The following is a 26,238-nucleotide window of genomic DNA, read 5'->3' on the forward strand; positions in this document are numbered from 1 at the left end:
ACGCAAACCGGTCAACTTCTTTCAAAGACAGGGGAAATATTACGTTATCAGGCCCGCCTGCGACGGTATATCGCGTAGCGGGTCGCGTAATTGTCCTTTTCGCCGGCCGGAACGACGGTTTCATCGACACGTTCGAACTCGGCCGGGTCGATTTCGGGAAAATGCGTATCGCCGTCGATCTCCGTCTCGACATGGGTGACATAAAGCATGTCGGCATAGGGCAGCGCCTGACGATAGATCTCGCCGCCGCCGACGACACAAACCTCATTCACGCCTGCAGCCGCCGCGAGTGCCCGCCCTCTTGCAAGAGCGGCATCGAGGCTGGGAACCGTCTCGACGCCCTCCATCTCGATACGGCTGTTGCGGCTGACGATCACGTGTGGGCGCCCGGGCAAGGGCTTTGAGCCGACGGACTCAAACGTCTTGCGCCCCATGATCAACGGCTTGCCCATGCTGAGAGCCTTGAACCGCTTGAGATCGGTCGAGAGCTTCCACGGCATGTCGCCATCGCGACCAATCACGCCATTGCGGGACACGGCCACGATGATGACGATATCAATGCTGGCCATAGCCAAACCCCTTGCTCGGCTTGTGCGCGGCGCCTAGACGGCAATCGGCGCCTTAATGCTTGAATCAGCTTCGTAGCCGACCAGCGTAAAGTCTTCAAACCTGAACGAAAACAGATCTTTCACGTCGGGATTGATCTGCATCTCCGGCAGCGCCTTCGGTGTGCGCGACAATTGCAATTCCGCCTGCTCGAAATGGTTCGCATAGAGATGCGCATCGCCCAGCGTGTGAATGAAGTCGCCGAGCTTCAGGCCGGTCACCTGAGCCACCATCATTGTCAGCAGGGCATAGGATGCAATATTGAAGGGCACGCCGAGAAAAATATCGGCCGAGCGCTGGTAGAGCTGGCACGACAGCTTGCCGTCGGCCACATAGAACTGGAACAGGCAATGGCACGGTGGCAAGGCCATCTCGTCCACCTCGGCCGGATTCCAGGCCGACACGATATGACGACGGGAATTCGGATTGGTCTTGATGCTCTCGACCAGTTTCTCGATCTGGTCGATATGCCCCCCTTTGCCATCCGGCCAGGACCGCCACTGCGCACCATAGACCGGACCGAGATTGCCGTCTTCATCGGCCCACTCGTCCCAGATGGTCACGCCGTTCTCGCGCAGATAGGCGATATTGGTGTCGCCTTTGAGAAACCACAGCAGCTCATGTATGATCGACCGGAGATGCAGCTTCTTCGTCGTGGTGACCGGGAAACCCTCTGACAGGTCGTAGCGCATCTGATAGCCGAAAATCGAACGCGTGCCGGTTCCCGTACGGTCACCGCGATCGGTGCCCGTAGCTAGCACATGGCGAAGAAGGTCGTGATACTGCTTCATGGGTCGGACCGCCGATTCTGTTTGATTGCATTCTAATGTCAGCCGTCGGCCAAACCAAGCCACAGACGGCGCGAAGGACGAAGCCATCAACAGCTTGCGCGCTGCGCCGCCGTCAAAGTCTTTTGGCCGCGCCTCGCCAACACCCCTTTTCATTGGCGACCGAAACACCTATATCAGTTTCGTTGGCTTTCGGGCCATCTATGGCAATAAACGGTCGGTGTAATAAACCTATTGGACCCGGGGGCGGTACCCGGCGCCTCCACCAAAAACCGGTCGGACGACTTGGGAAACCGAGAAGACCGGCTTTTGATGGGGGCGAAATAGGATCGACAAGGGCGTAAAGATCGAACTTTTGCTCGGCATGATACCGCCGTTATCGGGTCACAAGTGTAGTTGCAAACGACAACAACGCTAAGGGTTATGCTCTCGCTGCCTAATGGCGGTGCGGGAAATCCGAACCAAGTCCTCTAGGTTAGCCCCTTGAGGCGGGGTCCGAAGGCACCTGGCAACAGAAGCCTTCACCTTACCTTCTCCCGCTACCCCATCTTTCTAAAATGATGTATTCTCGCCGCATCAGACTCGTGCGTCAGGGCTTTTCTGCAATCCCTCGCCGTGGCATACAGCCGAATGAAACCGGCATGATTAGGAAAGACAGGATCTCATGGGGCAAGACCACATTCGCTACGACATTCTGGCCCAGGACGCATTGCGCAGTGTTATCCGCAAGGTATTGACGGAGGTCGCCGCGGCAGGACGCCTTCCGGGTGACCATCATTTCTTCATCACCTTCCTGACCGGCGCGCCGGGCGTTCGCATTTCGCAGCACCTGAAGACCAAATATGCCGAACAGATGACGATCGTCATCCAGCATCAGTTCTGGGAACTAAAGGTGACGGACAGCCTGTTCGAAATCGGCCTTTCCTTCTCCGACACACCGGAAAAGCTGGTGATTCCGTTCAATGCCATTCGCGGCTTCTATGACCCGTCGGTGAATTTCGAACTCGAATTCGATGTTCCCTTGGCCGAAGAGGACGAAGAGTCCGAAAGCGCCGAGATCACCGCCTACCCGGTCGATGTCGCAGCCCGCAGCGACGAGGGTGGCGAACATAAAGAAGGCGAAGAGAAGAAGGAGGGCTCGGTCGTCTCGCTCGATGCCTTCCGCAAGAAGCAGTAAATCAGGTTCATCAAGATCGGCCGGGACATGTCCCGGCCGACTGATTCCAGGGGATGTTCGATCGTGGCCGCTGACATCGTCAATCTTCGCCAGTTCCGCAAAGCCAAGGCGCGCACCGAGAAGGAAGCGACGGCGGAACAGAATCGCATTTCATTTGGCCGTACCAAAGCCGAAAAGAGCCTGACCCGCAGCCTGAACGAAAAGGCGAACAAGGCGCACGAACAAGGCCGGCTGGAAGACACAGAACGCGAATGAAACCCGCGAAAGCGAATCGCAATCAGCGACTTGCGCCGCTTTGCGGAATCAAGATGCGAAGCCCTTGCGACGCATCACGAGGCAGCGATGATCCGTAAGCAATCGATCACGCTCCATGGTCATCGCACAAGCTTCTCGATAGAGGACGCATTTCTGGACGAACTCAGATCCATGGCCGCCGAGAAGTCTCTGCCGCTAGCGGCTTTGATCGCGGAAATCGACGAAAGCCGTCCCTACGGGGCAAACCTGTCCTCCGCCCTGCGGCTTCGCGTTCTCGAATGGTTGAAATCGAGATCCGACATGCGCAAAATAGAGGGTTAAAGCGAACAGAGCGCGTCTGAAAAATCGCGGCATGCTTTCGGATAGATCGCCACCTCGATCATCTAATCCTGCTCCTCGGCGGGTCGGCTCAATTCAATCCCGGCAAGGTCTCGAATGTCAGTGGTACCGGCGGCAATGGCTGGCGCGTAACCTTTTCCCCCGGCGCCACCGGCAGCGAGGGCTTGGGTGGCACTGTTTCCGTCGTGAGCGGCACCTGCCCCGGTTCAACCGGGCGCGCGGCCAATGGATCTGCAGGCAAGGACAGACGGCGCTGCTCCTGCGCCAGCCGCTCCGCCTCCTCGGTCTCGGCTTTCAGGCGCGCTTCCTGCTCGAGCCGCATCCGCTCCACTTCTGCCTTGTCACGCTCGTTCTGACGAAAACGGGCCAAGGCCGCCTCGCGCCTCAAGCGCTGCTTCTCCAGCACGTTGGACTGAAGGGTTTCGACCCGTCGGCGCTCGATTTCAAACGCGCGCAAGGAAAGGAAATTGGTCAGCCCCGTGACATCAAGCGATCGCGTCGGCGACAGGGCGTCGCCACTCAAGATCATCCGGTAACCGGCGTCCGTGCCGGGCAGCGCCGCCTCTCCGGCATCAAGAGACACCTGAACGCCCGCCTCGATCTCGCTGTCGGCAAGCGAAAGCCGCAGATCACCGCCGAGCTGCGCCTCGGGCGTCTGCACTGTGGCATTTTGCACGCGCACCACGCCATCCGTCACCGCAAACGGCAGTGACAGATCAGTCACCTGCATCGAGCCCGATTTTATCAGTCCGTCGGCAATCTCGCGGACCTTCTCCTCGTTGATCGCCGTTCCGATGACATCGGCTTCGCTGAGCAGGCCGGCCATGATGCCAAGCTTGAAACCTGGCACGGTCAGCTTCGCCAGCTTGATTTCGCCGGATCCGCTGCTCTGGCGAAACAGTTCAGCAACCGAATTGCCGCTGCCCTCGGCCACGAATGTTGCGTCGAACTTCCCCTCGGCGACGCCGGCACCTTCGATCCCGCGTTCGGTCCGCAGCGTGGCCAGGGTCTCGGCAAGATCAAGGCCGCTCAGATCGAGCCGCGCCTGCAGGAAGCCGGCGCCTTCGCTGTTTGCCAGCGACAGCCGGCCGGATGCCCGCCCACCGAGCCATTGTCCGGTAACGTCATCAAGAACAATCTCACCGGCTTTCCGGCTCAGTTTTCCGGCAAATTCCGTGATCGCGCCGGCAAATCCCGGCGCGAACCGCTTGGCAGTCAGTTCGACATCAAACTCCGCCTGTGCAGCAATCTTCGGCAGCGCAGTCTCCAGCAATGCACCGCTCGCCGGGTCACGAACCGGCCCCAGGACCGTTTGCGCGAGCCATTCGAGGTCTGCCCGATCCATCGAGACCGAACCACTCGCCATGGGGTGGTCACCTTGCCAGTCGATCGTCCCCGTGGCGTTGACGGCATTGCCGTCGACCTCGGTGGCAAGCTTTTTCACTGCGATCTGGCGTTTCGCCAGGCCGATTTCCGCATCCAGCGTGACCGGAAGCCCGGTGCCAGTTTCCGGCAGGATGGAACCCAGCGTCAAGAGATAGGGTCCGAGGTCTTCGCTGTTGAAATCAACCGCCCAGTCTCCGTCCAGCAGCATATCGGCCGAGTTCGCAGCCGCGAGCGTGCCGTGTGCCTGGAGGTTTGTGCTGTTCGACGTATAGGTGACGACCGCTTCGGATGCCGTGGACGGGCCAGACTTCATCGTCACGCCAAGTAGACCGCCCTCGCCGATCTCCAGCGGCAATGGATCGAGCCCGGCTTGCCCCAGCAGGATCTGGGCTTCGTCGTTTTCCAACGTGGCCGAGATGTCCGCCTTTGCATTTACGGTCGTATTGATCAGGTCACTCGTATTGTAGCGTGCCTCGATCCGGCTGCCGTTGGAAGTCCCTGAAAGTTTGGCTTCAAGGCCTCCGCCATCCTGGTTGCCAAGGGAGACATCGACCGCCAGCTTGCTGTCGGCATACCAGGCAGCGCTGGCTGAAAGCCTCGGCAACAACGGGTTGCCCGGAAGGCGTTGGCGCAGCAGGTCGAGGAATGGACCGGGGTCTTGCGCGCTGATTGCGATGTGTCCCTGCCCGCTCGGCTTGAGCAAAGTGCCCCCGATCGCGCCATTGGCCTCGATCGCGGCACCGGAAACATCACCGACACTCAGCCTTTCAACCGCGATTTTTCCGTTATCGAAGGAAAACACCGTATCGACATCGTGCCCCTCCACCCCATAGGCCGACAGCGTTCCCACTTTCAATCGGGCGGCAATTCGCTCCGCCAGCAGATGCTGCTCGGCATCCTCGCCGACCAACAGGACCGCTATCGCGCGTGCGGCATCCAGATCCAGCGCATCGCCGGTCAGATCGACCGAGAGGCTGGCAGCCGAGCCGGCAACGGACTCGCGTTCGACCCGGCCCTTGAGCGGCTCGGCGCCAATCGCCAGTTCCAGTTTTTCGAACCGCTGCAGATCGCTTGTCAGGTTGACCGACGCGGAAAATCCGGCAGACTTGAGCTGCCGGATCGCCGGATCGACCTTCCCGGAAATCCATGTCGCAAGCCCCGATGGCTGCGTTGAAGCGACAAGCAGTTCGCCATCGAAAGACGGCGCACTGGCAAGCCTCAGCCAGCCCTTGGCTTCCACCTGTGTTCGTCCGGGCAGGACGGCAACCGCGCGATCGACCGTCCAGCCGGTACCGGCCGGTCGGACATCGAGCTGGATGTCCCTGAAGACAGTGTCACCTGCGACGATTGCCGGCAATTTCAGGCTCGCCCGCCCCGGCACGCTGGGGATCGGAATCTCTGCGGCCGTCGCCAGAAGAAGCGCCAGTCTCTGGCGAACGGATGTAGCCACGCTGCGCGAAGTCTTGCCCTTGGTCCCGTCGCCCGCCAGACGGTTCACGTCGACTTGCTGGCCATCTGCGGTCAGGAGGAATTCCGGCTGCCTTCCGGTGTCCAGCTTTGCTTCTCCATTCACCACATAGGGATCGGCAGGATCGCCAAGCTCGAGTCGATAACCGGGAACCGCAACCCGTTCATTCGTCAGTTCGAAATCGCCCTTGACGCGCGGCCCCGGCAGCGGCTTCGCCTGCCCCGGTTGCGATGCGTTCTCGGCCACCTTCCAGTTGGATTCAAACCGGCCCTTGTAGACTGGCCGCCCTGCCTCGAAGGCCAGGGCACCTTCCAGAACCAGATCGAACGGTCGCGTTTCGGGATCAAGTTTCAGGCGCAAGGGCAACGCGGCGTCCTGCGGTGGCGATGTCGCCAGGGAAAACAGCGCCGCCTCACCATCCAGCGACGCCCGTCCCTCAACCGTCCATGGACCGGAAAGAGAGCGGGCTGAAATCTTGGCGTCGAAATCTCTCAGCAGGCGATTGCGACCGGACTGCTGGTCGATGAACTCAACCTCGCCGCCGCTGACGGAAACGCTTTCCAGGACGACGGTCCGGGCCGGAATATTGGGCTTGCTGCCCCGTAGCCAGTCCATCGTACCATCAGGCAGAAGTCGGATCCGGGCTTTTGGCTCCTCGATCCGCATGTCGAAGATGCGCGCCTCGCCAGACAGCAGCGGGGCCAGTTCCGCATCAAGGGAAAAACGGGCGATTTGGACGAGCGGCGTACCATCGATATCCGTTCCGATCGTCACGTCTTCCATCGTCACTGACGGAAACGGCAATATGCGGGCGCTGACAGAGCCATGCACCACGACTTTCTTGCCGAGCAGGACACTGGCCCGATCCTCGAAGTTCTGCCGGAAATTCGTCCAGTCCACGAAGAGCGGAGCCAGAAGCGCCGAAAAAAGCGCAACGACGAGCAGGCCTCCGAGACTTACCAGGATGCGTCCGAGCACCAAATGCCACTCCCTTGTTCACAGCCCGCAAGGTAACCCAATTCGCCGTGGGAGCAAGCTGCAAGGTCTTGTAATCAGAGCCTAAAAATCTTGCCCGGATTGAATATGTTGTCGGGGTCCAGGCTTGCCTTGATTGTTCGCATCACCGGCAGTGCACTCGCCAGTTCCTGCTCGAGGTAACTGATCTTGCCCTGGCCTATGCCGTGTTCGCCGGTGCAGGTCCCCTCCATCGCCAGCGCACGATTGTTGAGCCGCCCGATAAACGCCTCGGCCTTCGCAACGTCTTTAGGATCCTTGTCGTTGAACAGCAGAAGCACGTGGAAATTGCCGTCTCCGGCATGGCCGACGATTGGAGCCAGAAAATTGTTTTCACGAATATCCGCCTGCGTTTGCGCGACGCAGTCTGCCAGCATCGAAATCGGCACACAAACGTCGGTCGACAGCGCGGCAAGTTCCGGCGCCAGCGCGCGGCTTGCCCAATAGGCGTTATGACGCGCCTTCCACAAGGTCGCGCGCTCTTCGGCATTGGTCGTATAGTGGAATTCGCCGCCGCCGAATTCGGCCGCGATCTCGGCAAATTGCTGAGAATGCAACGCAACCGTTTCATCGGTACCGTGGAACTCCAGGAACAATGTCGGCCGCTCGTCGTAGGACAGTTTCGAATAGGCATTGCAGGCGCGGATCTGCATCTCGTCCAGCATTTCGATACGCGCCACCGGCACGCCCATCTGGATCGTCATGATCACAGCGTTGCAGGCATCCTGCAGTGTCGGAAAGGCACAGACACCACCGCTGATCTTCGCCGGTATGCCCTGAAGGCGCAATGTGATCGACGTAATCAGCCCAAGCGTCCCTTCCGAACCGACGAACAATCGGGTCAGGTCGTAACCGGCAGACGACTTGCGCGCCCGCTGCGCTGTCAGGATTTCCTCGCCATTGGCCGTAACCACGGTCAAGGCCAGGACATTGTCCTTCATCGTGCCGTATCGCACGGCATTTGTGCCCGAGGCCCGTGTCGATGCCATGCCGCCAAGCGAGGCATTGGCACCTGGATCAATGGGGAAGAACAGGCCGGTGTCGCGCAGATAGGTATTCAACTCTTCACGCGTTACGCCCGGCTCGACCGTGCAGTCGAGATCCTCGGCATTCACCCGCAAGACCTTGTTCATCCGGCTGAAGTCGACGGAAATGCCGCCGAACGGTGCATTCACCTGCCCTTCCAGCGATGAGCCGACCCCGAAGGCAACGACGGGAACTTTGTGGGTCGCGCAGGCACGCACGACATCGCTGACATCCTCGCTGCTTTCGACAAACACGACGCCATCCGGCAATTGCGACGGCAGATAGGTGGTCGTGTGGCTGTGCTGCTCACGAAACGACTGGCCGGCCTGGAAGGCATCGCCAAAGCGCTGCTTCAGCATTGCACAAACAGCTGCAATTGCCTCGGCATCGCGCGGGCCATCGATAACATCCTTCAACGCCATAGCGGCCACCCCCAAAAACCAGGACCATTGCGGCAGCTCGAGCGCCGCACTCCGTGGCGTCTGCTATGGGATAGGCTCCGGCGTTTGTCCAGCCGGTGAAAGGCGCGGCGGGACAATGCGCCGCGCCATTTCTGGCGGTTGTTATTCTGCAGCAATCCGCCGCGGCTCCCCGGCATCATTGGCCGCCGCGGTCGCATCCTGCAGTTCCGACTTCAACCGCTCCTCTTCATGGGCATGCGGCTTGGAGAACCGGGCAAGCAGCAGATAGGCGACCGGCGTGATATAGAGCGTCACCAGTGTCGCCATGCCAAGGCCGCCGACGATGACCCAACCGAGCGCGATACGCGCTTCCGCACCAGCTCCCTTTGCAAGCACCAGAGGCAAGCCGCCCAGTACCGTAGCGATCATCGTCATCATCACCGGTCGCAAGCGGATCGAACACGCGCTTTCGATCGCCTCGCGAACGCTGGCACCCCGATCGCGCAACTGGTTGGCGAATTCGACGATCAGGATGCCGTTCTTCGCCATGACACCGACCAGCAGAACGAGACCGATCTGACTGTAGACATTCAGGCTGGAGTCGGTGATCACCAGGGCAAACACCGCACAGGCAAGACCGAGCGGCACCGTGGCCATGATGATCAGCGCCGAAATGACGCTTTCGAACTGCGCCGCGAGCACAAGGAAGATGATGGCAAAGGCAAATCCGAAGGTCAGCGCCATGCCCGAGGCATTTTCCTCAAGCGTTGCGGCTTCGGCGAGTGGAACCAGCCGCGCACCCGCTGGCAGAAGCGGTTCGGCAATGGCCTTCATCGCCTCGACCGCTTCGCCAAGCGATACGCCCTCGTTCAGGCTCGACGAGAACGACACCGAGGCTAGCTGCTGCTCGCGATTGAGCTGCGGCGACACGGCATTTTCCTGCAGGGTCGCAATGGTCGACATCGGCACCACCCGACCGTCGGACGTGGTAAGGAATATGTTTTCCAGATCCGTCGGATCATTGATCGGCTGCGTGCTCGAAATCAGCCGAACCGGAATGGCATCGCCGTCGACGAAGACATCCGTTACCGAGCGGCCTTCCAAAAGAGCCTGCACCGAGGTTCCGATCGCATTGATATCGACGCCGAGATCGGAAGCGCGCTCGCGATTGACCGTCACCGATATCTGCGCCTGGGTCGGTTCGTTATCCAGCCGCGGCGTCTGGAAAAGACTGGAGTTGCGCATCTGGTCCACGACCTTGATCGCCGCTTCCGTCAGTTTCTCGTGGTCGCTGCCGACAAGCGCCATCTGCAGACCGCTACCCGCACCCCGGATTCGCAAACTGTTGGTCTGGAAGACATTGCCGCGCAATGCCGGCACGGTCGCCGCTGCGGCGTTGATATCCTGCACGATCTGGTTCTGTGTGCGCTCACGCTCACTCCAGGGTGCCAGCGTCAGCACCATGAACGCGCTGTTCGTCGCGCCCTGCCCGGAGATCGAGAAGATATTGCGGATCTCGCGGCTGTCGACCAGAGGCCGCAGCTTTTCCTCGACGCGCTGGACCTGATCGCGCGTATAGGCAAGGCTCACGCCCTGCGGCGCGGAGAGCCGAAGCATGACCATCGACCGGTCTTCCTGCGGCGTCAGCTCGTTCTGGATCAAGCCGAATGTCGCAAATGCCGCCCCCGAGATCAGTATCGAGACAACCACGACGATCAGCGGATTGCTGAGGCTTGAATGCAGCGTACGTTTGTAGACCCTTGAAAACAGCGCACCGAATCGACCGAGCAGCCCATGATCCTCGTGCTCGGACTTTCCGAGCATACGTGATGCCAGCATCGGGCATAGGGTCAGAGCAGTTACCGATGACAGAAGAACGGCAAAGGCCAGCACGAAGCCGAACTCGCGGAACAGGCCACCGAGCTGCCCGGGCAGGAAGGAGAGCGGAATGAAAACGGCCGCCAATGTTGCGGTGGTGGCGAGAACCGCGAAGAACACTTCCTGCGTTCCCAGAACAGCCGCCGCGCGCGGCCCCATGCCTTCGGCACGCCGACGCACGATGTTTTCCAGAACCACGATGGCATCGTCGACCACCAGTCCGGTGGCCAGAACGATCGCGAGCAGGGTCAGAATGTTGATCGAGAACCCGACCATGTAGATGGCGACCAGTGTTCCGATCAATGCCACGGGCATCGTCAGCGCAGGAATGAGCGTGGCTTTCCAGTCGCGCAGGAAGAGATAAAGGACGACGACAACGATGAAGGCGGAAAGCGAAAGCGCCAGCTCCACTTCATGAAGTGCCCCTTCGATGAACACCGCGTCATCGCTGGTAATGGCAATTCTCGTGCCTTCCGGCAGCGTTTTCGACAGGGCGTCGACGGCCGCGTGCACACCCTCGGAGATGTTCAATGTGTTGGACTGCGCCTGACGGATAATGCCAAGGCCCACACCCTGCACGCCGTTCGAGCGCAGCGACGTCGATCCGTCATCCGGACCAAGCGTCACGGTTGCCACATCGCGCAACCGCACCTTGTCGCCGATCAGGACATTCTCGAAATCTTCGGGCGTCGTGAGATTGGCCGTCGCCCGAACGACAATGTCCTGGGTCATGGATTCGAGCGAACCCGCCGGCACATCCATGGCCGAGCTCTGCAGCGCCGTTGAAAGATCGGCCACGCTGAGCCCACGGCTGGCCAATGCCGCCTGATTGACATCGACCCGGAAGACCTTCTCCTGATCGCCATATACCTGGACATCGGCAACGCCTTCGACTGCGGCAAGCCGGTCGGAGATCTCATTGTCGACGAGCAGCGTCAGGTCTTCCATGCTGAGTTTCGTCGATGTGACCGCGAGACGCATGATGGCCTGCGAATCCGAGTCCGCCTTGACGATGCGCGGCTCGTCGGCGTCATCCGGCAGCAGGTTCGCCACACGGCCGAGTGCGTCGCGCACATCGTTCGCGGCAACCGCCAGATCGACATTGTCGCTGAATTCCAGCGTCGTGCGGCTTTCGCCGAACTGCGATCGTGACGATATCGATTTCAGCCCGCTGACCCGTGCAACGGCGCCCTCGATCACCTTGGTAACTTCCTGGTCCATCGTCTGGGCCGAGGCACCGTCATATTCGGTTGTGACCGAAATCACCGGTTGGTCGACATCCGGCAATTCGCGCACTTCGATACCGGCGAGCGCAGCAAGCCCCGCCACGACCAGCAGCGTGTTCAGCACCGCAGCCAGTACCGGGCGACGGACGAAAAGCGCCGTAAACGACTGGCCTGATTTTTCCGATGAATTGTCGACAGGATTCATTGGCTTGCCACCTCCGGGGTCGCCGCGCCCTTGTCGCTGCCCGCGACCTGAACACCACCACCATCGCGCACGCGCTGCAAGCCCTCGATGGCGACGACATCGCCTTCCTTGAGAGTGGACTCGACAAGTATCTGGTCCGAATTGCGCTGGATGATGCGCACCCGCGTCTTGATCGACTTGTCATCCTTGACCTGCCAGACGAACGATCCCTGCCCGTCCCACTGGACTGCGAGAGGATTGACGGCAGGATAGCGATCTCCGGCAAACTGCATGGTCACATTGAACGACATGCCGGCCCGCAGCAGATCGTTGGAATTGTCGATCCGGGCGCGAATACGAATCGTGCGGCTCGCCGGGTCAACCCGGTTGTCGACGGCATCGATCTTGCCGGAAAACACCTCGCCCGGCCTCGAAACCGAAATCGCCTCGATCGCCATGCCCGCCTTGACGGCCGTCGCAAACCGCTCTGGCGCCCAGAAATCGACCAGCAATTCGGACCGGTTGTCCAGCGTGACCACATTGCTCGATGTGGTGACATTGTCGCCGATGCTGACCCCGACGATACCGATGATCCCGTCGATCGGGGCAACGATGTCGCGTCGCTTGAGATTGAGTTCCGCTGTTGTCAGGGCCAATTGCGCCTGTTCCAGCGCAATCTGGGCGTCGAGAACTTCGAGCCGCGAGAAGCTCTGCAGGTTGCGATAGGATTCGGATTTTTCACTGGCGCTGCGCAGACCGACCTTGGCCAGGTCACGCAATATGATCTGCTCATCGTCATCGAGCTTGGCGATAACCTGCCCCTTCGTCACCCGTTCGCCGGAGGATACGAGGATCTCGGTGATCGTTCCGGAAGCCTGTGGCATCACGGTAACCGCCTGGATGGCTTCGCCGTCGCCGATTGCGCTCAGGCGGTCGTTCAGCACGCCAACCGTAACCGGTTGAGTGACGATCAGGATCGACTGGTTGCGACCGCCCTGACGCTGCCCTTGGCCTGCAGCCTGCCCCTTGCCCCGCGACTGATCCGATGACTGGCCTTGGGCCTGCTGCCCTTCACCACCTGCTGCCGAATTTGAAACAAGCGAAACGACATTCTGCGGCACGCCCATCTGAACCAGGGTCTGGCCAGCCTGCGGCGACACATAGACCCAAAGACACAGCCCTGCGAAAAGCAGCAACAGACTAAGACCGAGTTGCTTCCAAAGCGGCATGCGGAACTCCAAATTAATGCAATGAAAATCGTGCTGAACTATCTGGTTTCAAGGGGCCGAATGCAATGGCCGATCGTCAAGCTTACTGATTTGTAATATCACGCGAATTCACGCGCCCGTGATTGGCGCCCTGAATTGGGGACCGTGGTTCGCGACGGCTTTGTCGCCAAAACCGTCGGCAGTCGCTGGCGACAGGACAACCTGCACCGGCTGACAGCATTCTGTGCCAATCCCCGCTTGCGCGCCAGTTGCAAAAACCGTCGGCAAGCAAGCAATCTGGAATAAAACCAGAACGCCTTGTCTGGCCTTTCCATACCGAATCACTACATTGAGCCGCATGAGTAACGGTTTCGACGACATTCCTTTCTTCGATGAAGAACCTGCCCCGCGCAAGCCGGCGCCGGCGAAAGCCAGCACCGCTGCCCCATCTTCCGGCAGCGGGCTGGGTATTGCCGCCCGCGCCATGGCGGCGCGCGACCAGGCACGCATTCCCGATTATCTCTCCGGTTTGAACCCTGAACAACGCCTGGCCGTCGAAACTGTCGATGGTCCGCTTCTTGTGCTGGCGGGCGCGGGAACCGGTAAGACCCGTGTGCTCACCACCCGCATCGCTCATATTCTTGCGACCAACCGCGCCTTCCCCTCTCAGCTTCTCGCCGTGACCTTCACCAACAAGGCGGCACGGGAGATGAAGGAGCGCATCGGCCACCTTGTCGGCGGTGCCGTTGAAGGCATGCCCTGGCTCGGAACCTTCCACTCGATCGGCGTCAAACTCCTGCGTCGCCATGCCGAACTGGTTGGGCTCTCGTCGGATTTCACTATTCTTGATACCGATGACGTGGTGCGCCTGATCAAGCAGATCATTCAGGCCGAGGGCCTTGACGACAAGCGCTGGCCGGCCAAGCAATTTGCCGCCATGATCGATGGCTGGAAGAACAAGGCACTCGAACCGGCGCAGATCCCCGAAGGAGATGCCCGTGCTTTCGCAAACGGCAAGGGCCGCGAACTCTATGCCACGTATCAGGCCCGCCTGAAGACTCTGAACGCCTGCGATTTCGGCGATCTCCTGCTTCATCCGATCCGCATGTTCCGCGCCAATCCGGATGTGCTGAGGGAGTATCACCAGAAGTTCAAATACATTCTGGTGGACGAGTATCAGGACACCAACACAGCCCAGTACATGTGGCTCAGGCTGCTGGCGCAGCGTCCCGCAGGTGTTCAACAGAACGTATGTTGCGTCGGCGACGACGACCAGTCGATCTATGGCTGGCGCGGCGCCGAAGTCGACAATATTCTGCGTTTCGACAAGGATTTCCCCGGCGCCAAGGTCATCAAGCTGGAGCGCAACTACCGCTCGACGGAACACATTCTGGGTGCCGCCGGCCATCTGATCGCCCATAACGAAGGCCGCCTCGGCAAGACGCTATTCACTGACCGCGTCGACCCCAACGACGACAAGGTCGTCGTGCACGCAGCTTGGGATTCTGAAGAGGAAGCCCGAGCCGTCGGCGAGGAAATCGAGCAGCTGCAACGCAACCAGCACCCGCTCAACAATATGGCTATCCTGGTGCGCGCATCCTTCCAGATGCGCGAGTTCGAAGACCGTTTCGTCACGCTCGGCCTGAACTACCGCGTCATCGGCGGCCCGCGCTTTTACGAACGCCTCGAAATCCGCGATGCAATGGCCTATTTCCGACTTGTCTGCCAGCCAGCCGACGATCTGGCTTTTGAACGCATAGTCAACACGCCCAAACGCGGTCTCGGCGACACGACCATCCGCAATCTGCACGACTATGCGCGCGCCCGTGACATTCCGATGCTGGCGGCAGCCGCCGACATCATCGAGACCGACGAACTAAAGCCGAAAGCGCGCAAGTCGCTGTTTGATGTCGTGACCGACTTCCGCCGCTGGCAGACGCTTCTGGAAAACACGCCCCATACCGAGCTTGCCGAACAAATCTTGGACGAGAGCGGCTACACGGCCATGTGGCAGAACGACAAATCCGCAGAGGCGCCGGGGCGCCTCGAAAACCTGAAAGAACTCGTCCGCTCGATGGAAGCCTTCGAGAGCATGCGCAGCTTCCTCGAACACGTGTCGCTGGTCATGGATACCGAGCAGAATGCCGAGATGGACGCCGTCTCGATCATGACGCTGCATTCGGCCAAGGGCCTTGAATTCGAAACCGTATTCCTCCCCGGCTGGGAGGAAGGCCTCTTCCCCCACCAGCGCGCGCTGGATGAAGGCGGCCGCTCGGGCCTCGAGGAGGAACGCCGTCTCGCCTATGTCGGCATCACGCGTGCCAAACGACGCTGCCATATCTGGTTCGTGTCCAACCGACGTATCCATGGCCTTTGGCAATCCACCATGCCTTCGCGCTTCCTCGACGAATTGCCGCCGGCCCATGTCGAGGTCGCGGAATCCGAGACGTCCTACGGCGGCTATGGTCGCAACCCCTATGGCCAGTCGCGCTTCGACAAGCAGGAACCTTTCCAGAATTCCTATTCGACACCCGGCTGGAAGCGCGCGCAGGCCAACAAGACCGATGCCACGCGGGACAATTGGGGCAGTCGCTCCGGCCATGCCGTGGAACGCATCGGCTATGGCGAGAGCGGCCCGCGCGCAAAAACCATCGACGGCGACCTGGTGGCAAAATCCACCAGCAACGAGCCGTCGCGCTTTTCCGTGGGCGACCGCGTCTTCCACATCAAGTTCGGCAATGGCAACATCGCCTCGATTGAAGGTAACAAGCTGACCATCGATTTCGACCGGGCAGGACAAAAGCGCGTGCTGGACGGCTTTGTCGAAATGGCAGGCTGAGCAGGGCTTTGGATGCCGGCCAGGCTTCCCATTGCTTGACCCATGCCAAAAGCCTGCTAGGAGGCGTGGAAGATTTCGCTCACCCGTTCTGTCGGAGATCGCCTTGCATTTTCTGCCAAAGAGCCAGATGACGCTGTCCGTCTACCTGATCAACATGGACGGGGCGACGGATCGCCTCGCCGCGATGACGGAAAAACTCCAGGCTGCCAGCCTCGAATACGAGCGTGTGCCCGGTGTGAACGGACGCGCGATCAGCTTTCCGATCAAGGAATTCAGCGAACTGTCCTACAAGCTTCTGCATGGACGGCGGACCACACCGGCTGAAGTCGGCTGCTATCTGAGCCATGTCGATTGTGCCCGCCGCCTGCTCGCCAGCCACACCGACCTCGCACTGATCCTTGAAGACGACGTATCCTTCGAGCCGGACTTTCTCAACAGTGTCGACTGTGCTGCCATGCACCCGACCGACTGGGACATCCTTCGCCTGACAACCGTGAACCGGGGGCGGAAATACCCCTTCAAGGACCTGGAGAACGGTCGCTCTCTGGCGCTTGCGCTGACGAGGGAAAAAGGGGCCGGCGCCTATGTCATCAATCGCGAGGCGGCACGCTGGATCGTCAACCGATTGCTCCCGATGCGGCTCGCCTATGACATTGCCTTTGATCTCGAATATCTCGACGGCCTCAAGGCCGCCTTCATACACCCGCAACCGGCCAGCCAATATTCGGAACACGAAACCCAGATCCAGAGCAACATGCAGCAATACAAGCTGCCGCGCTGGCGCTACCTGACGGTCCTGCCCTACCGTGCTTATCTGGAAGTTTCGCGCTTCTTTTCGCGCGGTTTCCAGCTGTTGAAAAACAGGTTCTTCTGACTGAAATTCACAAAGCGCATTGAGCGCCGCGAGTCAGGACCGCTTGCCTCAGCCGTGCGCTTCTTCGGCGCGATGCAGCCACATCAGTTCCATCTGGACTGCTGCCTGGAAATCCATGATTTCAACACGCATCTCATCTTCCGGGCAACCAAGAGACAGCAGTTCGCTGCCGAGGGCACGGCATGTCGTCTTCCAGAATTCGACGGCGGCATAGCCGTTCAGTCGGTCGAGTTCGACAGCCGAACGGCGCACAAGATCGGTGCGGTTCGCAAGCGGAAAGAAGGCGATGGACGGGTTGGTCTGGCCGATCATGGCTTGGTCACTCATGCGAATACATCCTCACGTTACGTGAATGGGTGTAGAATCACATGGTTAACGTTTGGTTTCCTTTGGTCGCCCACGACCGAATCAACCGAAATCCGTATCAAAATGCAACCCTTCGAGCGCTTTCGCCCGAAGGGTTGCTCTTCATAGTCGTGACAAGGTCGAACTCAATCAGGCAGCTTGTAGGCGATTACGTAGTCACCCGGCTTGGTGCCGACCGATCCGTGACCGCCCGCAACCATAACGACATACTGCTTGCCGTTATCGAGCGCATAACTCATTGGCGTTGCTTGGCCACCAGCTGGCAACCTGGCTTCCCACAATTGCTCGCCGCTCGTCAGATCATAGGCACGCAGGTAATCGTCGACGGCTGCCCCGAGGAAGGCGACGCCTCCCTTGGTGATCATCGGCCCACCGATCCCTGGCACCCCGACTTTCAACGGCAAAGGCAATGGCGTCATGTCGTAGACCGTACCGTTGCGGTGTTGATAGGCAACCTTGCCGGTGCGCAGATCAACGCCCGCGACAGTACCCCACGGCGGAGCCTGGCAGGGAATGCCGATCGGCGACAGGAATGGCCCCATGTAGACACCGTAAGGCGCACCTTCATTGCGGTTCAGCCCCTGTTCAGAGCCCTTTTCGCCCTCCCCCTTCGGCGCGATTTCCGATCGCGGTACCAGCCGCGAGGTGAAGGCCAAATAGGTTGGCATTCCGAACATCACCTGGCGCTCGGGATCGACCGCGACCGAGCCCCAGTTAAACGTACCGAAATTGCCCGGGTAGACCAGGGTGCCCTCCAGCGAAGGCGGCGTGTATTGGCCTTCGTATTTGAGCTTGTGAAAGGCGATGCGGCACATCATCTGATCGATGAGGCTGAGCCCCCACATATCGCTCTCGACCATTGTCTTCGGTCGGAAGCTCAGATCGGAAACGGGCTGCGTGGGCGATGTGAAATCATCCTCGATCGCACCACCGGGTGCCGGAATTTCCTTGACCGGGATAATGGGATCGCCTGTCCGCCGATCCAGAACATAGATATCGCCCTGCTTGGTTGGCCCGACCAGCGCCGGCACGGGCACACCTTCGGCATTGGTGATATCCAGCAATACCGGTTGTGCCGGAACATCCATATCCCAGAGATCGTGATGGACGGTCTGACGCACCCAGCGATCGGCACCGGTATTGAGATCAAGCGCCACGATCGACGACGAGTATTTCTCGACATTGGCAGAGCGACCCATGCCGAGCTGGTCCGGAACCTGATTGCCGAGCGGAATATAGACGAGGCCCAATTGCTCATCGACAGAAAAGACAGACCAACTGTTCGGCGAGTTTGCCGTATAGGTCTGACCAGGGCCGATCGGTTGTGTCTGGCTTGGGTTGCCGGCATCCCAATTCCAGATCAGGGCGCCCGTATTGACGTCGAAAGCGCGGATGACGCCCGAGGGCGACTGGGTCGAATAGTTGTCGTTGACCGCACCACCAACGATGATCTTGCCGGCAGCGACGACCGGAGGCGACGTGGAGTAATAGTAGCCGGCCGGATTGAACGGCATTCCTTGTTCGAGGCGCAGCGTGCCGCCATCAGCGAAATTCTGGCAAATGGCACCAGTCTCCGCATCCAGGGCAATCAGACGCGCGTCGGAAGTCGGCAGATAGACGCGCGCTGAACAAGCCGCACCAGCAGCAGCAGCCGGATCCGCGTAGTAGGTCACGCCGCGGCATGTCTGGTGCTGCCGGTCCGGGTTCAGGCCCGCATTCGGATCAAATTTCCACTTTTCCTTGCCAGTCTCGGCATCGATGGCAATCGCCCAGTTATGCGGGGTGCACAGATACAGGGTATTGCCGACCTTGAGCGGCGTTACCTGATACGTCGTCTCGCCAACATCCTCCGGCAACTTCACGTCGCCCGTCTGGTAAGTCCACGCGACTTCCAGCTTGTCGACATTGTCGGTGTTGATCTGCGTCAGTGGTGAATAACGCTGGCCGTAGGGCGTCCGGCCATACTGATGCCAATCACCATCCGGGACATCACCGCCAAGGCTCGGGGCGGCGGCAACCTGCTCTGTTGGCAAGGCGCCGGCGCGGTCGTAGGGATCCTGTGTCATCGAGAAGACGGCGACAGCAATCGCGAGCAGCACCGGCAACGCCAGAGGCCAGCCATTCGCAGCCACCCGACCACGGCGATGGATCGGGCCAAGCTGTCGCCGAAGCGCCGGCACCATCAGCCAAAGGCCGAGTACCACGACCAATCCGCCGCGCGTTCCGAGTTGCCACCAGTCAAATCCAACCTCCCAGATGGCCCATGCCAGGCTGCCCACGATGAACAGTCCGTAGAGCCAGAGCGCCTCGGCACGCCGGAGCAACAGCAACACCGCCGTGAGAAGCAGGACGATACCCGCAACGAGATAATAGAGGCTGCCCCCAAGCAACAAAAGCTGCCCGCCACCCACGGCAAGCACCAGCCCCAGCACGCCAAAGATTATGGCGGTAATGGTGATCAGCATTTCCAATTCCGTTCATACTAAAATGGGTGAAGCGCCTCCGAACGGAGGCGCACGACGATTGCGCAACGCACAAAACTGCCCATTGTTCCATGTCATCCGGAAAATCATGACCGTGATGGCGGCAGTGCCGGAATCCATAAAGAAAAGAAGTCACGCTTGTGCTGCGGCGAATGACTTGTCATCCTGCATTGCACACAAGCGCTGGGGAGCGTCCATGACCAAAGCCTTATTGTTAATTGATATTCAAAACGGGTTCTGTCCCGGTGGCAATTTGCCTGTTGCCGATGGTGATTTGGTTGTTCCTGTCGCCAATGCACTGATGGAAAGCGGTCGGTACGATTTGATCGTCACCTCCCAGGACTGGCATCCTGCCGATCACGGCAGCTTTGCCTCGCAACATCCCGGCAAGGCACCTTTCGACATGGGCGAGCTTTCGGGCCAGCCACAAGTCATGTGGCCGGACCACTGCGTTCAGGGAACACCCGACGCGGCATTTCATCCGGAACTTTTGACGGCAAAATTCAACTACGTGCAGCGAAAAGGCGAAAATCCCGCAGTCGACAGCTACTCCGCTTTTCGCGACAACGAGAAGGGCGCCCTGACTGGCCTTGCCGACTATCTCCAGTCCAGACAGGTCACCGAGCTCGACATCATGGGCCTTGCCACTGACTACTGTGTTAAATTCTCGGCCCTCGATGCGATCGAAATGCTGCCCGGCATCAAGGTCCGACTGATTGCCGACGGCTGCCGCGGCATCGATCCGAAGGGCGTTGAGGATGCGATCGAGGCAATGAAGTATGCAGGTGTCGAAATCATCCAGAGCAGCGGAATCACGCTCTGAGCAGATCACTGCAAACGATTCGTGCGATTGCCTTTTTTGACGCCACGGGTTAGAGCCCGAGCCAATGAAAAGTCAGGGAGGACGCCGATCATGGAAATCATCACCACGATCGCCGCATTGCGGGAAAAGCTCGCGCCCCGCCGCCGCGCCGGCCATACGATCGGTTTTGTGCCGACCATGGGCTATCTGCATCAGGGCCACCTGAGCCTTGTCGCGCATGCCAAGGCCGAGAATGACGTGACGGTCGTATCGATCTTCGTCAACCCGCTGCAATTCGGCAAAAGCGAAGATCTGGACAAATATCCACGCGACCTGCAGCGCGACAGCGCCATGCTGGAGAAGGCCGGCGTCGATTTCATTTTCGCGCCTTCGGTCACCGACATGTATCCCGAACCGATGCAGACGGTGGTTGATCTGCCGAAGCTCGGCTCCGAGCTCGAGGGGGAAGCCCGGCCCGGCCATTTCGCCGGCGTCGCCACGGTAGTCTCCAAGCTTTTCAATATCGTCCAGCCCAATGCGGCCTATTTCGGCGAGAAAGACTACCAGCAGGTCACCATCATCCATAAGATGGTCCAGGACCTCGCGCTCCCGGTCCGCATCGTTCCTGTCGAAACGGTCCGTGAACCGGACGGCCTCGCGTGCTCCTCGCGCAATGTCTATCTGTCGAAAGAGGAACGCGCGGCGGCCGTGATCGTGCCGAAGACGCTTGCCGAAGCCGATCGCCTTCTGCTCGCCGGCGTCCGCGACGTGAAGACCCTTGAGGCGCGGCTGATCGACTTCCTCAAGACCGAACCTCTTGCCAATCCCGAAGTCGTGGCGATCCGCCACCCTGTAACGCTCGCAAAGCTCGAAACGATCGACGGCCCTGCCCTGGTCCTTCTTTTTGTACGTTTCGGCCAGACCAAACTTCTCGACAATCGCGTCATCGGCCACCAGGCCAACGCCGGCATGGAGGCCGCCTGACATGAGCACACCACCTCGCCAGAAACGCTTCACACCTGCCGACATCACTGCGCTGAAGGGCCAGCGGGCAATAGTCTCCCTCACCGCCTATACGACGCCGATTGCGCGATTGCTGGACAACCATTGCGATCTTCTACTGGTCGGTGACAGCCTCGGCATGGTGCTCTACGGCCTGGAGACAACTGTCGGCGTCACCATGGAGATGATGATCGCCCACGGACAGGCGGTCATGCGCGGCGCAAACCGTGCCTGCGTCATCGTCGACTTGCCCTTCGGCTCCTATCAGGAGTCCAAAGAACAGGCCTTCCGCAATGCCGCCCGCATCATGAAGGAAACCGGCTGCGACGGCGTAAAGCTTGAGGGTGGTGCGGAAATGGCCGAGACCGTCGCATTTCTGGTTGCCCGCGGCGTGCCGGTCTTCGGCCATATCGGCCTGATGCCGCAGCAGGTCAACACCTCCGGCGGCTACCGCTCCAAGGGCCACAGCGACAAGGAACAGGACAAGATCCGCGCGGATGCCAAGGCGATCGACGAGGCTGGGGCATTTGCCATGGTCATCGAAGGGACCGTTGAACCCCTGGCGCGCGAAATCACGGCGACCGTCGGTGCGGCAACCATCGGCATTGGCGCCTCTCCGGCTTGCGACGGACAGGTCCTCGTATCCGACGACATGCTCGGCCTGTTCAATGATTTCAAGCCGCGTTTCGTCAAGCATTTTGCCAATCTGGCACAGGTCATTTCGGCCGCGGCTGAAAATTACGCAACCGAGGTTCAGGCACGCAGCTTCCCCGCCCCCGAGCATACTTTCCAGATCCGCCCGAAGCGGTAAGCGAACGGACTACGTCTTTGAAGCCCGCTCGAGCTGATAGACGGCATCGTTGAACAGGTCGATCTGATTGGCCAAAACGGCCTGGGCATCGTGCAGACCGCGATTGTAAAATTGCGGCCCGAGCACGTTTGAAAAGAACGCAGCGATGCCCTCCGCTTCGAAGCGTCCCAGTTCCAGATCGAATTCATCGTGAAAATGAGACTGGATCTGCGCCACGAGGCGAGCCTGCTCTTCCTTTGAAAAATCGAGTTTCTCCAAAATACAGCCTCCCAGGAGCCATGATCAAGTTAGATGCGGAACAAGTCCGTTGCTGGCGAACTCAGCCAGGTGTCAATCACCATAGGCACTGCTGAAAACCGAAGCGGGCTTTCATCCCGAGACCCAATTGCCCCATGTGTTTCTTTTCGACAAGATCTGCGGATGTTTTGCTGCCAACAGGTGTGTTTCATCAACCCTGATGCACGTTCCATCAAACCTATTGGTTTGCCTGAACACGACAGACAGGGTAACCGGGCTGCAAAACACGGAAATACAGCATGTCACGCTCAGAGTTCAGAGACGGGATCACCCGGTCCATTCCAATTGTCGTCTCCGCAAGCCCCTTTGCCGTGCTCTTCGGCGCCATTGCCATTGCAAACGGCCAGACCGTCGGCGAGGTCGCACTGACCAGCAGCACCATCTTCGCCGGCGCAAGCCAGCTTGTCGGCATTGAATTGTTCGGCCACCATGTCCCGGCCTGGTTGATCGTCTTGTCGATCTTTGCGGTCAATTTCCGCCATGTGCTCTATTCCGCGGCGCTCGCCCCCTTTGTCGAACATTTCTCCGTGTCACAGAAGGCTGCAACCTTCTTCCTGCTCACCGATCCGCAATTCGCCGAAACACTGAAGCGTGCAGAGACCGGCACGAAGGTGACCTTTGCCTGGTACATGGGGCTGGGATTGCCAATTTTTGTCGCCTGGGTCCTGCTCAGCGTCGTCGGCGCCTATTTCGGCCGCTTGATGGGAGACCCTGCCCGTTTCGGCTTTGACGTGCTGCTTCCGATCTATTTTCTCGCTCTGGTGCTGGGTTTTCGCCGCCGCAGCAATTTCCTGCCGGTCGTCATCGTCAGCGCGCTCGCTTCGGCAATCGCCCACAAGACCGTCGGTTCGCCATGGCATGTCAGCATTGGCGCGCTGGCCGGCGTTCTGGCTGCCGCGCTGATGCCGCCTGCAAAGGCTGAGGAAGCGAAATCCGCCTCCGGTGCGGCTGCGGAGGACAGCAAGTGAACGCGCTCTTCAATCCCGAAATGGTGGCAATCATTCTCGCCTCGGCGGTCGCAACCTATGTCACGCGCATCGGCGGCTATGTCCTGATCCGCAAGATGAAAAACATACCGCCGCGGATGGAGGCCGCTCTCAATGCCGTCCCCGCCGCCGTTCTGACCACGCTTGTGGCGCCGGCATTCTTTGCAGGCGGCATCGAAGTCAAGATTGCGCTTGCGGTCAGCCTGTTGGCGGGCATGCGCCTGTCGACAATCCCGATGCTGCTGGCTGGCTGGGCCGTCGCCGTCGCGATCCGCCATCTCGGTGGCTGAACGGCCGGTAGGAGTGCCGGGCCGCCGCAAGTCAAAATCAACAATCCGGACGCTGGATCATCTCGTCATCCGACAGGATGATCCAGCGGGCTCGTCTAGTGTTCGAAGGCTTCCGTCGCGCGCTCCAGCCACTCGCGTGCTGAGGGATCGCTGATCAGCGGCAGAAGCTCGGCACGCGTGCGGGCGTGATAGTCATCGAGCCATTGCAGTTCCTCGCGCGTCAGCAGGTCTTCGACGATCAACTGTCGATCGATCGGCGCAAAGGTCAGCGTCTCGAAGCCGAGCATCGGCTGATCTCCACCGTCGATCTCTTCCGCTTCGCGCACATAGATCAAGTTTTCGATGCGGATGCCGAAGCTGCCGGGACGATAGTAGCCCGGCTCGTTCGAGAGGATCATGCCCGGCAGCAATTCCTGCGTCGACAGCCGGGAAATCCGCTGCGGCCCCTCATGAACGGACAGGTATGACCCGACACCATGGCCCGTGCCATGGGCAAAATCGGCACCGGACTTCCACAGGGCGATACGCGCCAGGGGATCGAGATCGCAACCGCGCGTGCCTTTGGGGAAGCGCGCCGTGCTGATCGCGATCATGCCCTTGAGCGCCAGAGTGAAAAATCGCTTCTGTTCTTCAGGCACAGCCCCGATGGAGATCGTCCGGGTAATGTCGGTCGTACCGTTGACGTACTGCGCACCGGAATCGATGAGAAACATTTCCCCGGCATTGATGGTCCGGTCACTCTCGGTCGTCACCCGGTAGTGCATGATCGCGGCGTGTTCGCCGGCTCCCGAAATCGTCTCGAAGGAAATATCCTTGAGCGGGTTCTGCATCCGCTCGCCAACGCGAACCCTTGTCGCTTCAAGTGCCTTGGCCGCTCCGATTTCGCTGACCGTTCCGGCCGGCTGTTGATCGAGCCAGGTCAGAAATTCAACCACGGCCACGCCGTCCTGCAAGTGCGCCGCGGCTGAGCCATTCAGTTCGACGAGGTTCTTCACAGCCCGCCCGAGCTTGGCCGGGTCGTTGCCGGCAATAGCGGTGCCACCGCCCTTTTTGATCAACTGCGCCAGTGCATGCGGCGCAAGATCAGGATCGATCAGGATACGCCCGCCGCCGCTGGCCACCCGTTCGATCCGTTCGGCTAGCAATTGGGGATCAACCTGTTCGCACAGGTCGCGCAGGTAGGTCTCAACGTCCAGACTGGTCTTGGCCCCATCGAGGAAGAGTTCCGCCTTGCCGTCGGCCTTGATGATCGCGCGCGCCAGCGGATGCGGTGTATGCGGTACGTCGGCGCCCCGGACATTGAAAATCCAGGCCACGGATGAAGGGTCGCTGATCAGCACTGCCGAAAGGCCCTTCGCGGTGAGGTCGGCAGCAATCCTGGTGATTTTCTCGGCCGCCGGCACACCGGAATAGCTTTCCGGTTGAATGCTCACCTGTCCCAGCGGTTCTGCCGGTCGATCATTCCACAGCCTGTCGATCGGGTTGAACGACAGCTGGACCAGCGCACCGCCTTTGTCTTCCAGTGCCTTTTCGAGCCGGCTGACCTCGACGCCGGTATGCGTCCAGGGATCGATGCCAAGCCGGAACCCCTTGCCTGCATGGTTGGCGACCCAGACATGCGGCGGTTCGCCGATCAGATCGCCTGGCGTAAAAACCGCGAGATCGACCTGCTGGGCGACTTGCGTCACATAGCGCCCGTCGACAAACACAACAGCCTCCGCATCAGTGACCAGCAATTGCCCGGCAGACCCGGTGAAACCCGTCGCCCAAGCCAGCCGTTCGGCAGACGCCGGCACATATTCCCCAAGATATTCATCCGAGCGCGGCACCAGCACGCCGTCGACGCCCATTTCGGGAAACAGCGCACGCAGCGCCGCAATGCGCTCCTTGCCGTGGTGAGGAGTGGATTTGATATCGAAGGATTGAAACATGGAAAGGCCTGCAGGATGGAGGATTCTCGGCGACCGTTATAACAAGGCACCACACGCCTGCCCATCCGTCGCCAAAGGTCATCCGCAGTTTCTCAATGGCAATGTCTTGGTGCAACTGAACGACGGCGATGGCAAAACCGCCTACACTTCAGGCAAACCTCATGTTGCCATGCAGCAATTGCAGGTCTCCCGTGCCATTGCCCACCTGACTGAACCGCGGGAACCACTCTATATCTGGAGCATCGAAAGACGCGGTGATCGCGTCACACCCGAAAGGAACAGAGAAATGGCCAAGTCATTCCTGCGTATCGCCCTCGACAATTTCGTTGAAGCACGCCAGCGTCGCGCCAACCTCTACGCCAATGGCGCCCTGCAGACCCTCGATGACTCCACGCTCCAGGCTATGGGCCTCAATCGCGAAGAACTCCGTCGCAAGCCCTCGCTGCGTTCGATCAGCTGATGCCATCTGCCGCCCACAAGCGGCGACACTGACATCCGCTTGAGCTCATCCTCCCGGGCTCGCGGATCGCACGGCATGATGTCGTGCCAAAGGCGACCTGCTTTTGCGGTCGCCTTTTTTCTGTCCCTCGTTCAGTAAATG

Annotated in this window: 21 protein-coding genes and 1 other RNA gene; 12 read left to right on the plus strand and 10 right to left on the minus strand. The window is 59.9% G+C overall.

Annotation, left to right across the window (positions count from 1 at the left end):
* Positions 1-47 precede the first annotated feature (47 nt).
* Together IM739_RS14580 and IM739_RS14585 are read right to left on the minus strand one after the other, a co-directional pair.
* Positions 48-569, minus strand: coding sequence for a dihydrofolate reductase (locus tag IM739_RS14580; RefSeq protein ID WP_237368431.1), 522 nt, complete (start codon positions 567-569; stop codon positions 48-50).
* Between the two features lie 33 nt (positions 570-602).
* On the minus strand, positions 603-1,397 hold the full coding sequence (locus tag IM739_RS14585) for a thymidylate synthase (RefSeq protein ID WP_237368432.1): 795 nt from the start codon (positions 1,395-1,397) through the stop codon (positions 603-605).
* A 142-nt stretch (positions 1,398-1,539) separates the two neighbouring features.
* On the opposite strand from IM739_RS14585, the gene ssrA reads away from it, so the two are divergent.
* From ssrA to IM739_RS14605, 4 genes are all read left to right on the plus strand, one after another.
* Positions 1,540-1,920: a transfer-messenger RNA gene (gene ssrA / locus IM739_RS14590) on the plus strand.
* A 138-nt stretch (positions 1,921-2,058) separates the two neighbouring features.
* Positions 2,059-2,571, plus strand: a complete 513-nt coding sequence (locus tag IM739_RS14595; RefSeq protein WP_237368433.1) for an SspB family protein — start codon at positions 2,059-2,061, stop codon at positions 2,569-2,571.
* Between the two features lie 63 nt (positions 2,572-2,634).
* Positions 2,635-2,826 carry a DUF4169 family protein gene (locus tag IM739_RS14600; RefSeq protein WP_237368434.1) on the plus strand — a complete coding sequence of 64 codons (192 nt, stop codon included), beginning with the start codon at positions 2,635-2,637 and terminating at the stop codon, positions 2,824-2,826.
* Between the two features lie 87 nt (positions 2,827-2,913).
* On the plus strand, positions 2,914-3,147 hold the full coding sequence (locus IM739_RS14605; RefSeq protein WP_237368435.1) for a ribbon-helix-helix domain-containing protein: 234 nt from the start codon (positions 2,914-2,916) through the stop codon (positions 3,145-3,147).
* Positions 3,148-3,235: 88 nt separating this feature from the next.
* Here IM739_RS14605 and IM739_RS14610 read toward each other — a convergent pair whose 3' ends face one another.
* The 4 genes from IM739_RS14610 to IM739_RS14625 form a co-directional block, all read right to left on the minus strand.
* Positions 3,236-6,997: an AsmA family protein gene (locus IM739_RS14610; RefSeq protein ID WP_237368436.1), complete on the minus strand. Its 3,762-nt coding sequence runs from the start codon at positions 6,995-6,997 to the stop codon at positions 3,236-3,238.
* A gap of 74 nt (positions 6,998-7,071) precedes the next feature.
* Entirely contained in the window at positions 7,072-8,481 is a 1,410-nt protein-coding gene (locus IM739_RS14615) for an FAD-binding oxidoreductase (RefSeq protein WP_237368437.1), read from the minus strand.
* Between the two features lie 141 nt (positions 8,482-8,622).
* Complete coding sequence (locus IM739_RS14620) at positions 8,623-11,769, minus strand: efflux RND transporter permease subunit (RefSeq protein ID WP_237368438.1); 3,147 nt, start codon at positions 11,767-11,769, stop codon at positions 8,623-8,625.
* Positions 11,766-12,977, minus strand: coding sequence for an efflux RND transporter periplasmic adaptor subunit (locus IM739_RS14625; RefSeq protein WP_237368439.1), 1,212 nt, complete (start codon positions 12,975-12,977; stop codon positions 11,766-11,768). The genes IM739_RS14620 and IM739_RS14625 overlap by 4 nt, the downstream gene beginning before the upstream one ends.
* Positions 12,978-13,314: 337 nt before the next feature.
* On the opposite strand from IM739_RS14625, the gene IM739_RS14630 reads away from it, so the two are divergent.
* Both IM739_RS14630 and IM739_RS14635 read left to right on the plus strand, forming a co-directional pair.
* The gene (locus IM739_RS14630; RefSeq protein ID WP_237368440.1) at positions 13,315-15,795 is read left to right on the plus strand and encodes an ATP-dependent helicase; all 2,481 of its coding nucleotides are present in this window, start codon (positions 13,315-13,317) and stop codon (positions 15,793-15,795) included.
* A gap of 103 nt (positions 15,796-15,898) precedes the next feature.
* On the plus strand, positions 15,899-16,669 hold the full coding sequence (locus IM739_RS14635; protein ID WP_237368441.1) for a glycosyltransferase family 25 protein: 771 nt from the start codon (positions 15,899-15,901) through the stop codon (positions 16,667-16,669).
* A 48-nt stretch (positions 16,670-16,717) separates the two neighbouring features.
* Here the strand turns inward: IM739_RS14635 and IM739_RS14640 are convergent, their stop codons facing one another.
* Together IM739_RS14640 and IM739_RS14645 are read right to left on the minus strand one after the other, a co-directional pair.
* A complete protein-coding gene (locus IM739_RS14640) occupies positions 16,718-16,996 on the minus strand; it encodes a DUF6074 family protein (protein WP_237368442.1) in 279 nt (92 codons plus the stop codon).
* 164 nt (positions 16,997-17,160) lie between these two features.
* Positions 17,161-19,500 carry a glucose/quinate/shikimate family membrane-bound PQQ-dependent dehydrogenase gene (locus tag IM739_RS14645; RefSeq protein ID WP_237368443.1) on the minus strand — a complete coding sequence of 780 codons (2,340 nt, stop codon included), beginning with the start codon at positions 19,498-19,500 and terminating at the stop codon, positions 17,161-17,163.
* A gap of 214 nt (positions 19,501-19,714) precedes the next feature.
* Between IM739_RS14645 and pncA the strand changes: the two genes are divergently transcribed.
* The 3 genes from pncA to panB all read left to right on the plus strand — a co-directional run bounded on the left by pncA (position 19,715) and on the right by panB (position 22,133).
* Positions 19,715-20,341, plus strand: coding sequence for a bifunctional nicotinamidase/pyrazinamidase (gene pncA / locus IM739_RS14650; RefSeq protein ID WP_237371081.1), 627 nt, complete (start codon positions 19,715-19,717; stop codon positions 20,339-20,341).
* Positions 20,342-20,431: 90 nt separating this feature from the next.
* Entirely contained in the window at positions 20,432-21,304 is an 873-nt protein-coding gene (gene panC / locus IM739_RS14655; RefSeq protein ID WP_237368444.1) for a pantoate--beta-alanine ligase, read from the plus strand.
* A 1-nt stretch (position 21,305) separates the two neighbouring features.
* The gene (gene panB / locus IM739_RS14660; RefSeq protein ID WP_237368445.1) at positions 21,306-22,133 is read left to right on the plus strand and encodes a 3-methyl-2-oxobutanoate hydroxymethyltransferase; all 828 of its coding nucleotides are present in this window, start codon (positions 21,306-21,308) and stop codon (positions 22,131-22,133) included.
* 9 nt (positions 22,134-22,142) lie between these two features.
* Here the strand turns inward: panB and IM739_RS14665 are convergent, their stop codons facing one another.
* Positions 22,143-22,391 carry a DUF2164 domain-containing protein gene (locus IM739_RS14665; protein WP_237368446.1) on the minus strand — a complete coding sequence of 83 codons (249 nt, stop codon included), beginning with the start codon at positions 22,389-22,391 and terminating at the stop codon, positions 22,143-22,145.
* 278 nt (positions 22,392-22,669) lie between these two features.
* On the opposite strand from IM739_RS14665, the gene IM739_RS14670 reads away from it, so the two are divergent.
* Together IM739_RS14670 and IM739_RS14675 are read left to right on the plus strand one after the other, a co-directional pair.
* Complete coding sequence (locus tag IM739_RS14670; RefSeq protein ID WP_237368447.1) at positions 22,670-23,398, plus strand: AzlC family ABC transporter permease; 729 nt, start codon at positions 22,670-22,672, stop codon at positions 23,396-23,398.
* A 20-nt stretch (positions 23,399-23,418) separates the two neighbouring features.
* Complete coding sequence (locus IM739_RS14675) at positions 23,419-23,706, plus strand: AzlD family protein (RefSeq protein ID WP_237371082.1); 288 nt, start codon at positions 23,419-23,421, stop codon at positions 23,704-23,706.
* A 95-nt stretch (positions 23,707-23,801) separates the two neighbouring features.
* Here the strand turns inward: IM739_RS14675 and IM739_RS14680 are convergent, their stop codons facing one another.
* Positions 23,802-25,637 carry an aminopeptidase P family protein gene (locus IM739_RS14680; RefSeq protein ID WP_237368448.1) on the minus strand — a complete coding sequence of 612 codons (1,836 nt, stop codon included), beginning with the start codon at positions 25,635-25,637 and terminating at the stop codon, positions 23,802-23,804.
* On the opposite strand from IM739_RS14680, the gene IM739_RS14685 reads away from it, so the two are divergent.
* Complete coding sequence (locus IM739_RS14685) at positions 25,636-26,097, plus strand: hypothetical protein (protein ID WP_237371122.1); 462 nt, start codon at positions 25,636-25,638, stop codon at positions 26,095-26,097. The two genes, IM739_RS14680 and IM739_RS14685, sit on opposite strands and share 2 nt — an antisense overlap.
* The last annotated feature ends 141 nt before the right edge of the window (positions 26,098-26,238 follow it).

Origin of the sequence: Rhizobium sp. SL42 (genome assembly GCF_021729845.1) — a bacterium.
Lineage (GTDB): Bacteria > Pseudomonadota > Alphaproteobacteria > Rhizobiales > Rhizobiaceae > Allorhizobium.

Coding starts and splice junctions, on each gene's coding strand:
- IM739_RS14620 (WP_237368438.1), bottom strand. CDS start 11,769: ATGAATCCTGTCGACAATTCATCGGAAAAATCAGGCCAGTCGTTTACG.
- IM739_RS14625 (WP_237368439.1), bottom strand. CDS start 12,977: ATGCCGCTTTGGAAGCAACTCGGTCTTAGTCTGTTGCTGCTTTTCGCA.
- IM739_RS14675 (WP_237371082.1), top strand. CDS start 23,419: ATGGTGGCAATCATTCTCGCCTCGGCGGTCGCAACCTATGTCACGCGC.
- panB (WP_237368445.1), top strand. CDS start 21,306: ATGAGCACACCACCTCGCCAGAAACGCTTCACACCTGCCGACATCACT.
- IM739_RS14685 (WP_237371122.1), top strand. CDS start 25,636: ATGGAAAGGCCTGCAGGATGGAGGATTCTCGGCGACCGTTATAACAAG.
- IM739_RS14640 (WP_237368442.1), bottom strand. CDS start 16,996: ATGAGTGACCAAGCCATGATCGGCCAGACCAACCCGTCCATCGCCTTC.
- panC (WP_237368444.1), top strand. CDS start 20,432: ATGGAAATCATCACCACGATCGCCGCATTGCGGGAAAAGCTCGCGCCC.
- IM739_RS14580 (WP_237368431.1), bottom strand. CDS start 569: ATGGCCAGCATTGATATCGTCATCATCGTGGCCGTGTCCCGCAATGGC.
- IM739_RS14630 (WP_237368440.1), top strand. CDS start 13,315: ATGAGTAACGGTTTCGACGACATTCCTTTCTTCGATGAAGAACCTGCC.
- IM739_RS14585 (WP_237368432.1), bottom strand. CDS start 1,397: ATGAAGCAGTATCACGACCTTCTTCGCCATGTGCTAGCTACGGGCACC.
- IM739_RS14595 (WP_237368433.1), top strand. CDS start 2,059: ATGGGGCAAGACCACATTCGCTACGACATTCTGGCCCAGGACGCATTG.
- IM739_RS14680 (WP_237368448.1), bottom strand. CDS start 25,637: ATGTTTCAATCCTTCGATATCAAATCCACTCCTCACCACGGCAAGGAG.
- IM739_RS14605 (WP_237368435.1), top strand. CDS start 2,914: ATGATCCGTAAGCAATCGATCACGCTCCATGGTCATCGCACAAGCTTC.
- IM739_RS14615 (WP_237368437.1), bottom strand. CDS start 8,481: ATGGCGTTGAAGGATGTTATCGATGGCCCGCGCGATGCCGAGGCAATT.
- pncA (WP_237371081.1), top strand. CDS start 19,715: ATGACCAAAGCCTTATTGTTAATTGATATTCAAAACGGGTTCTGTCCC.
- IM739_RS14670 (WP_237368447.1), top strand. CDS start 22,670: ATGTCACGCTCAGAGTTCAGAGACGGGATCACCCGGTCCATTCCAATT.
- IM739_RS14645 (WP_237368443.1), bottom strand. CDS start 19,500: ATGCTGATCACCATTACCGCCATAATCTTTGGCGTGCTGGGGCTGGTG.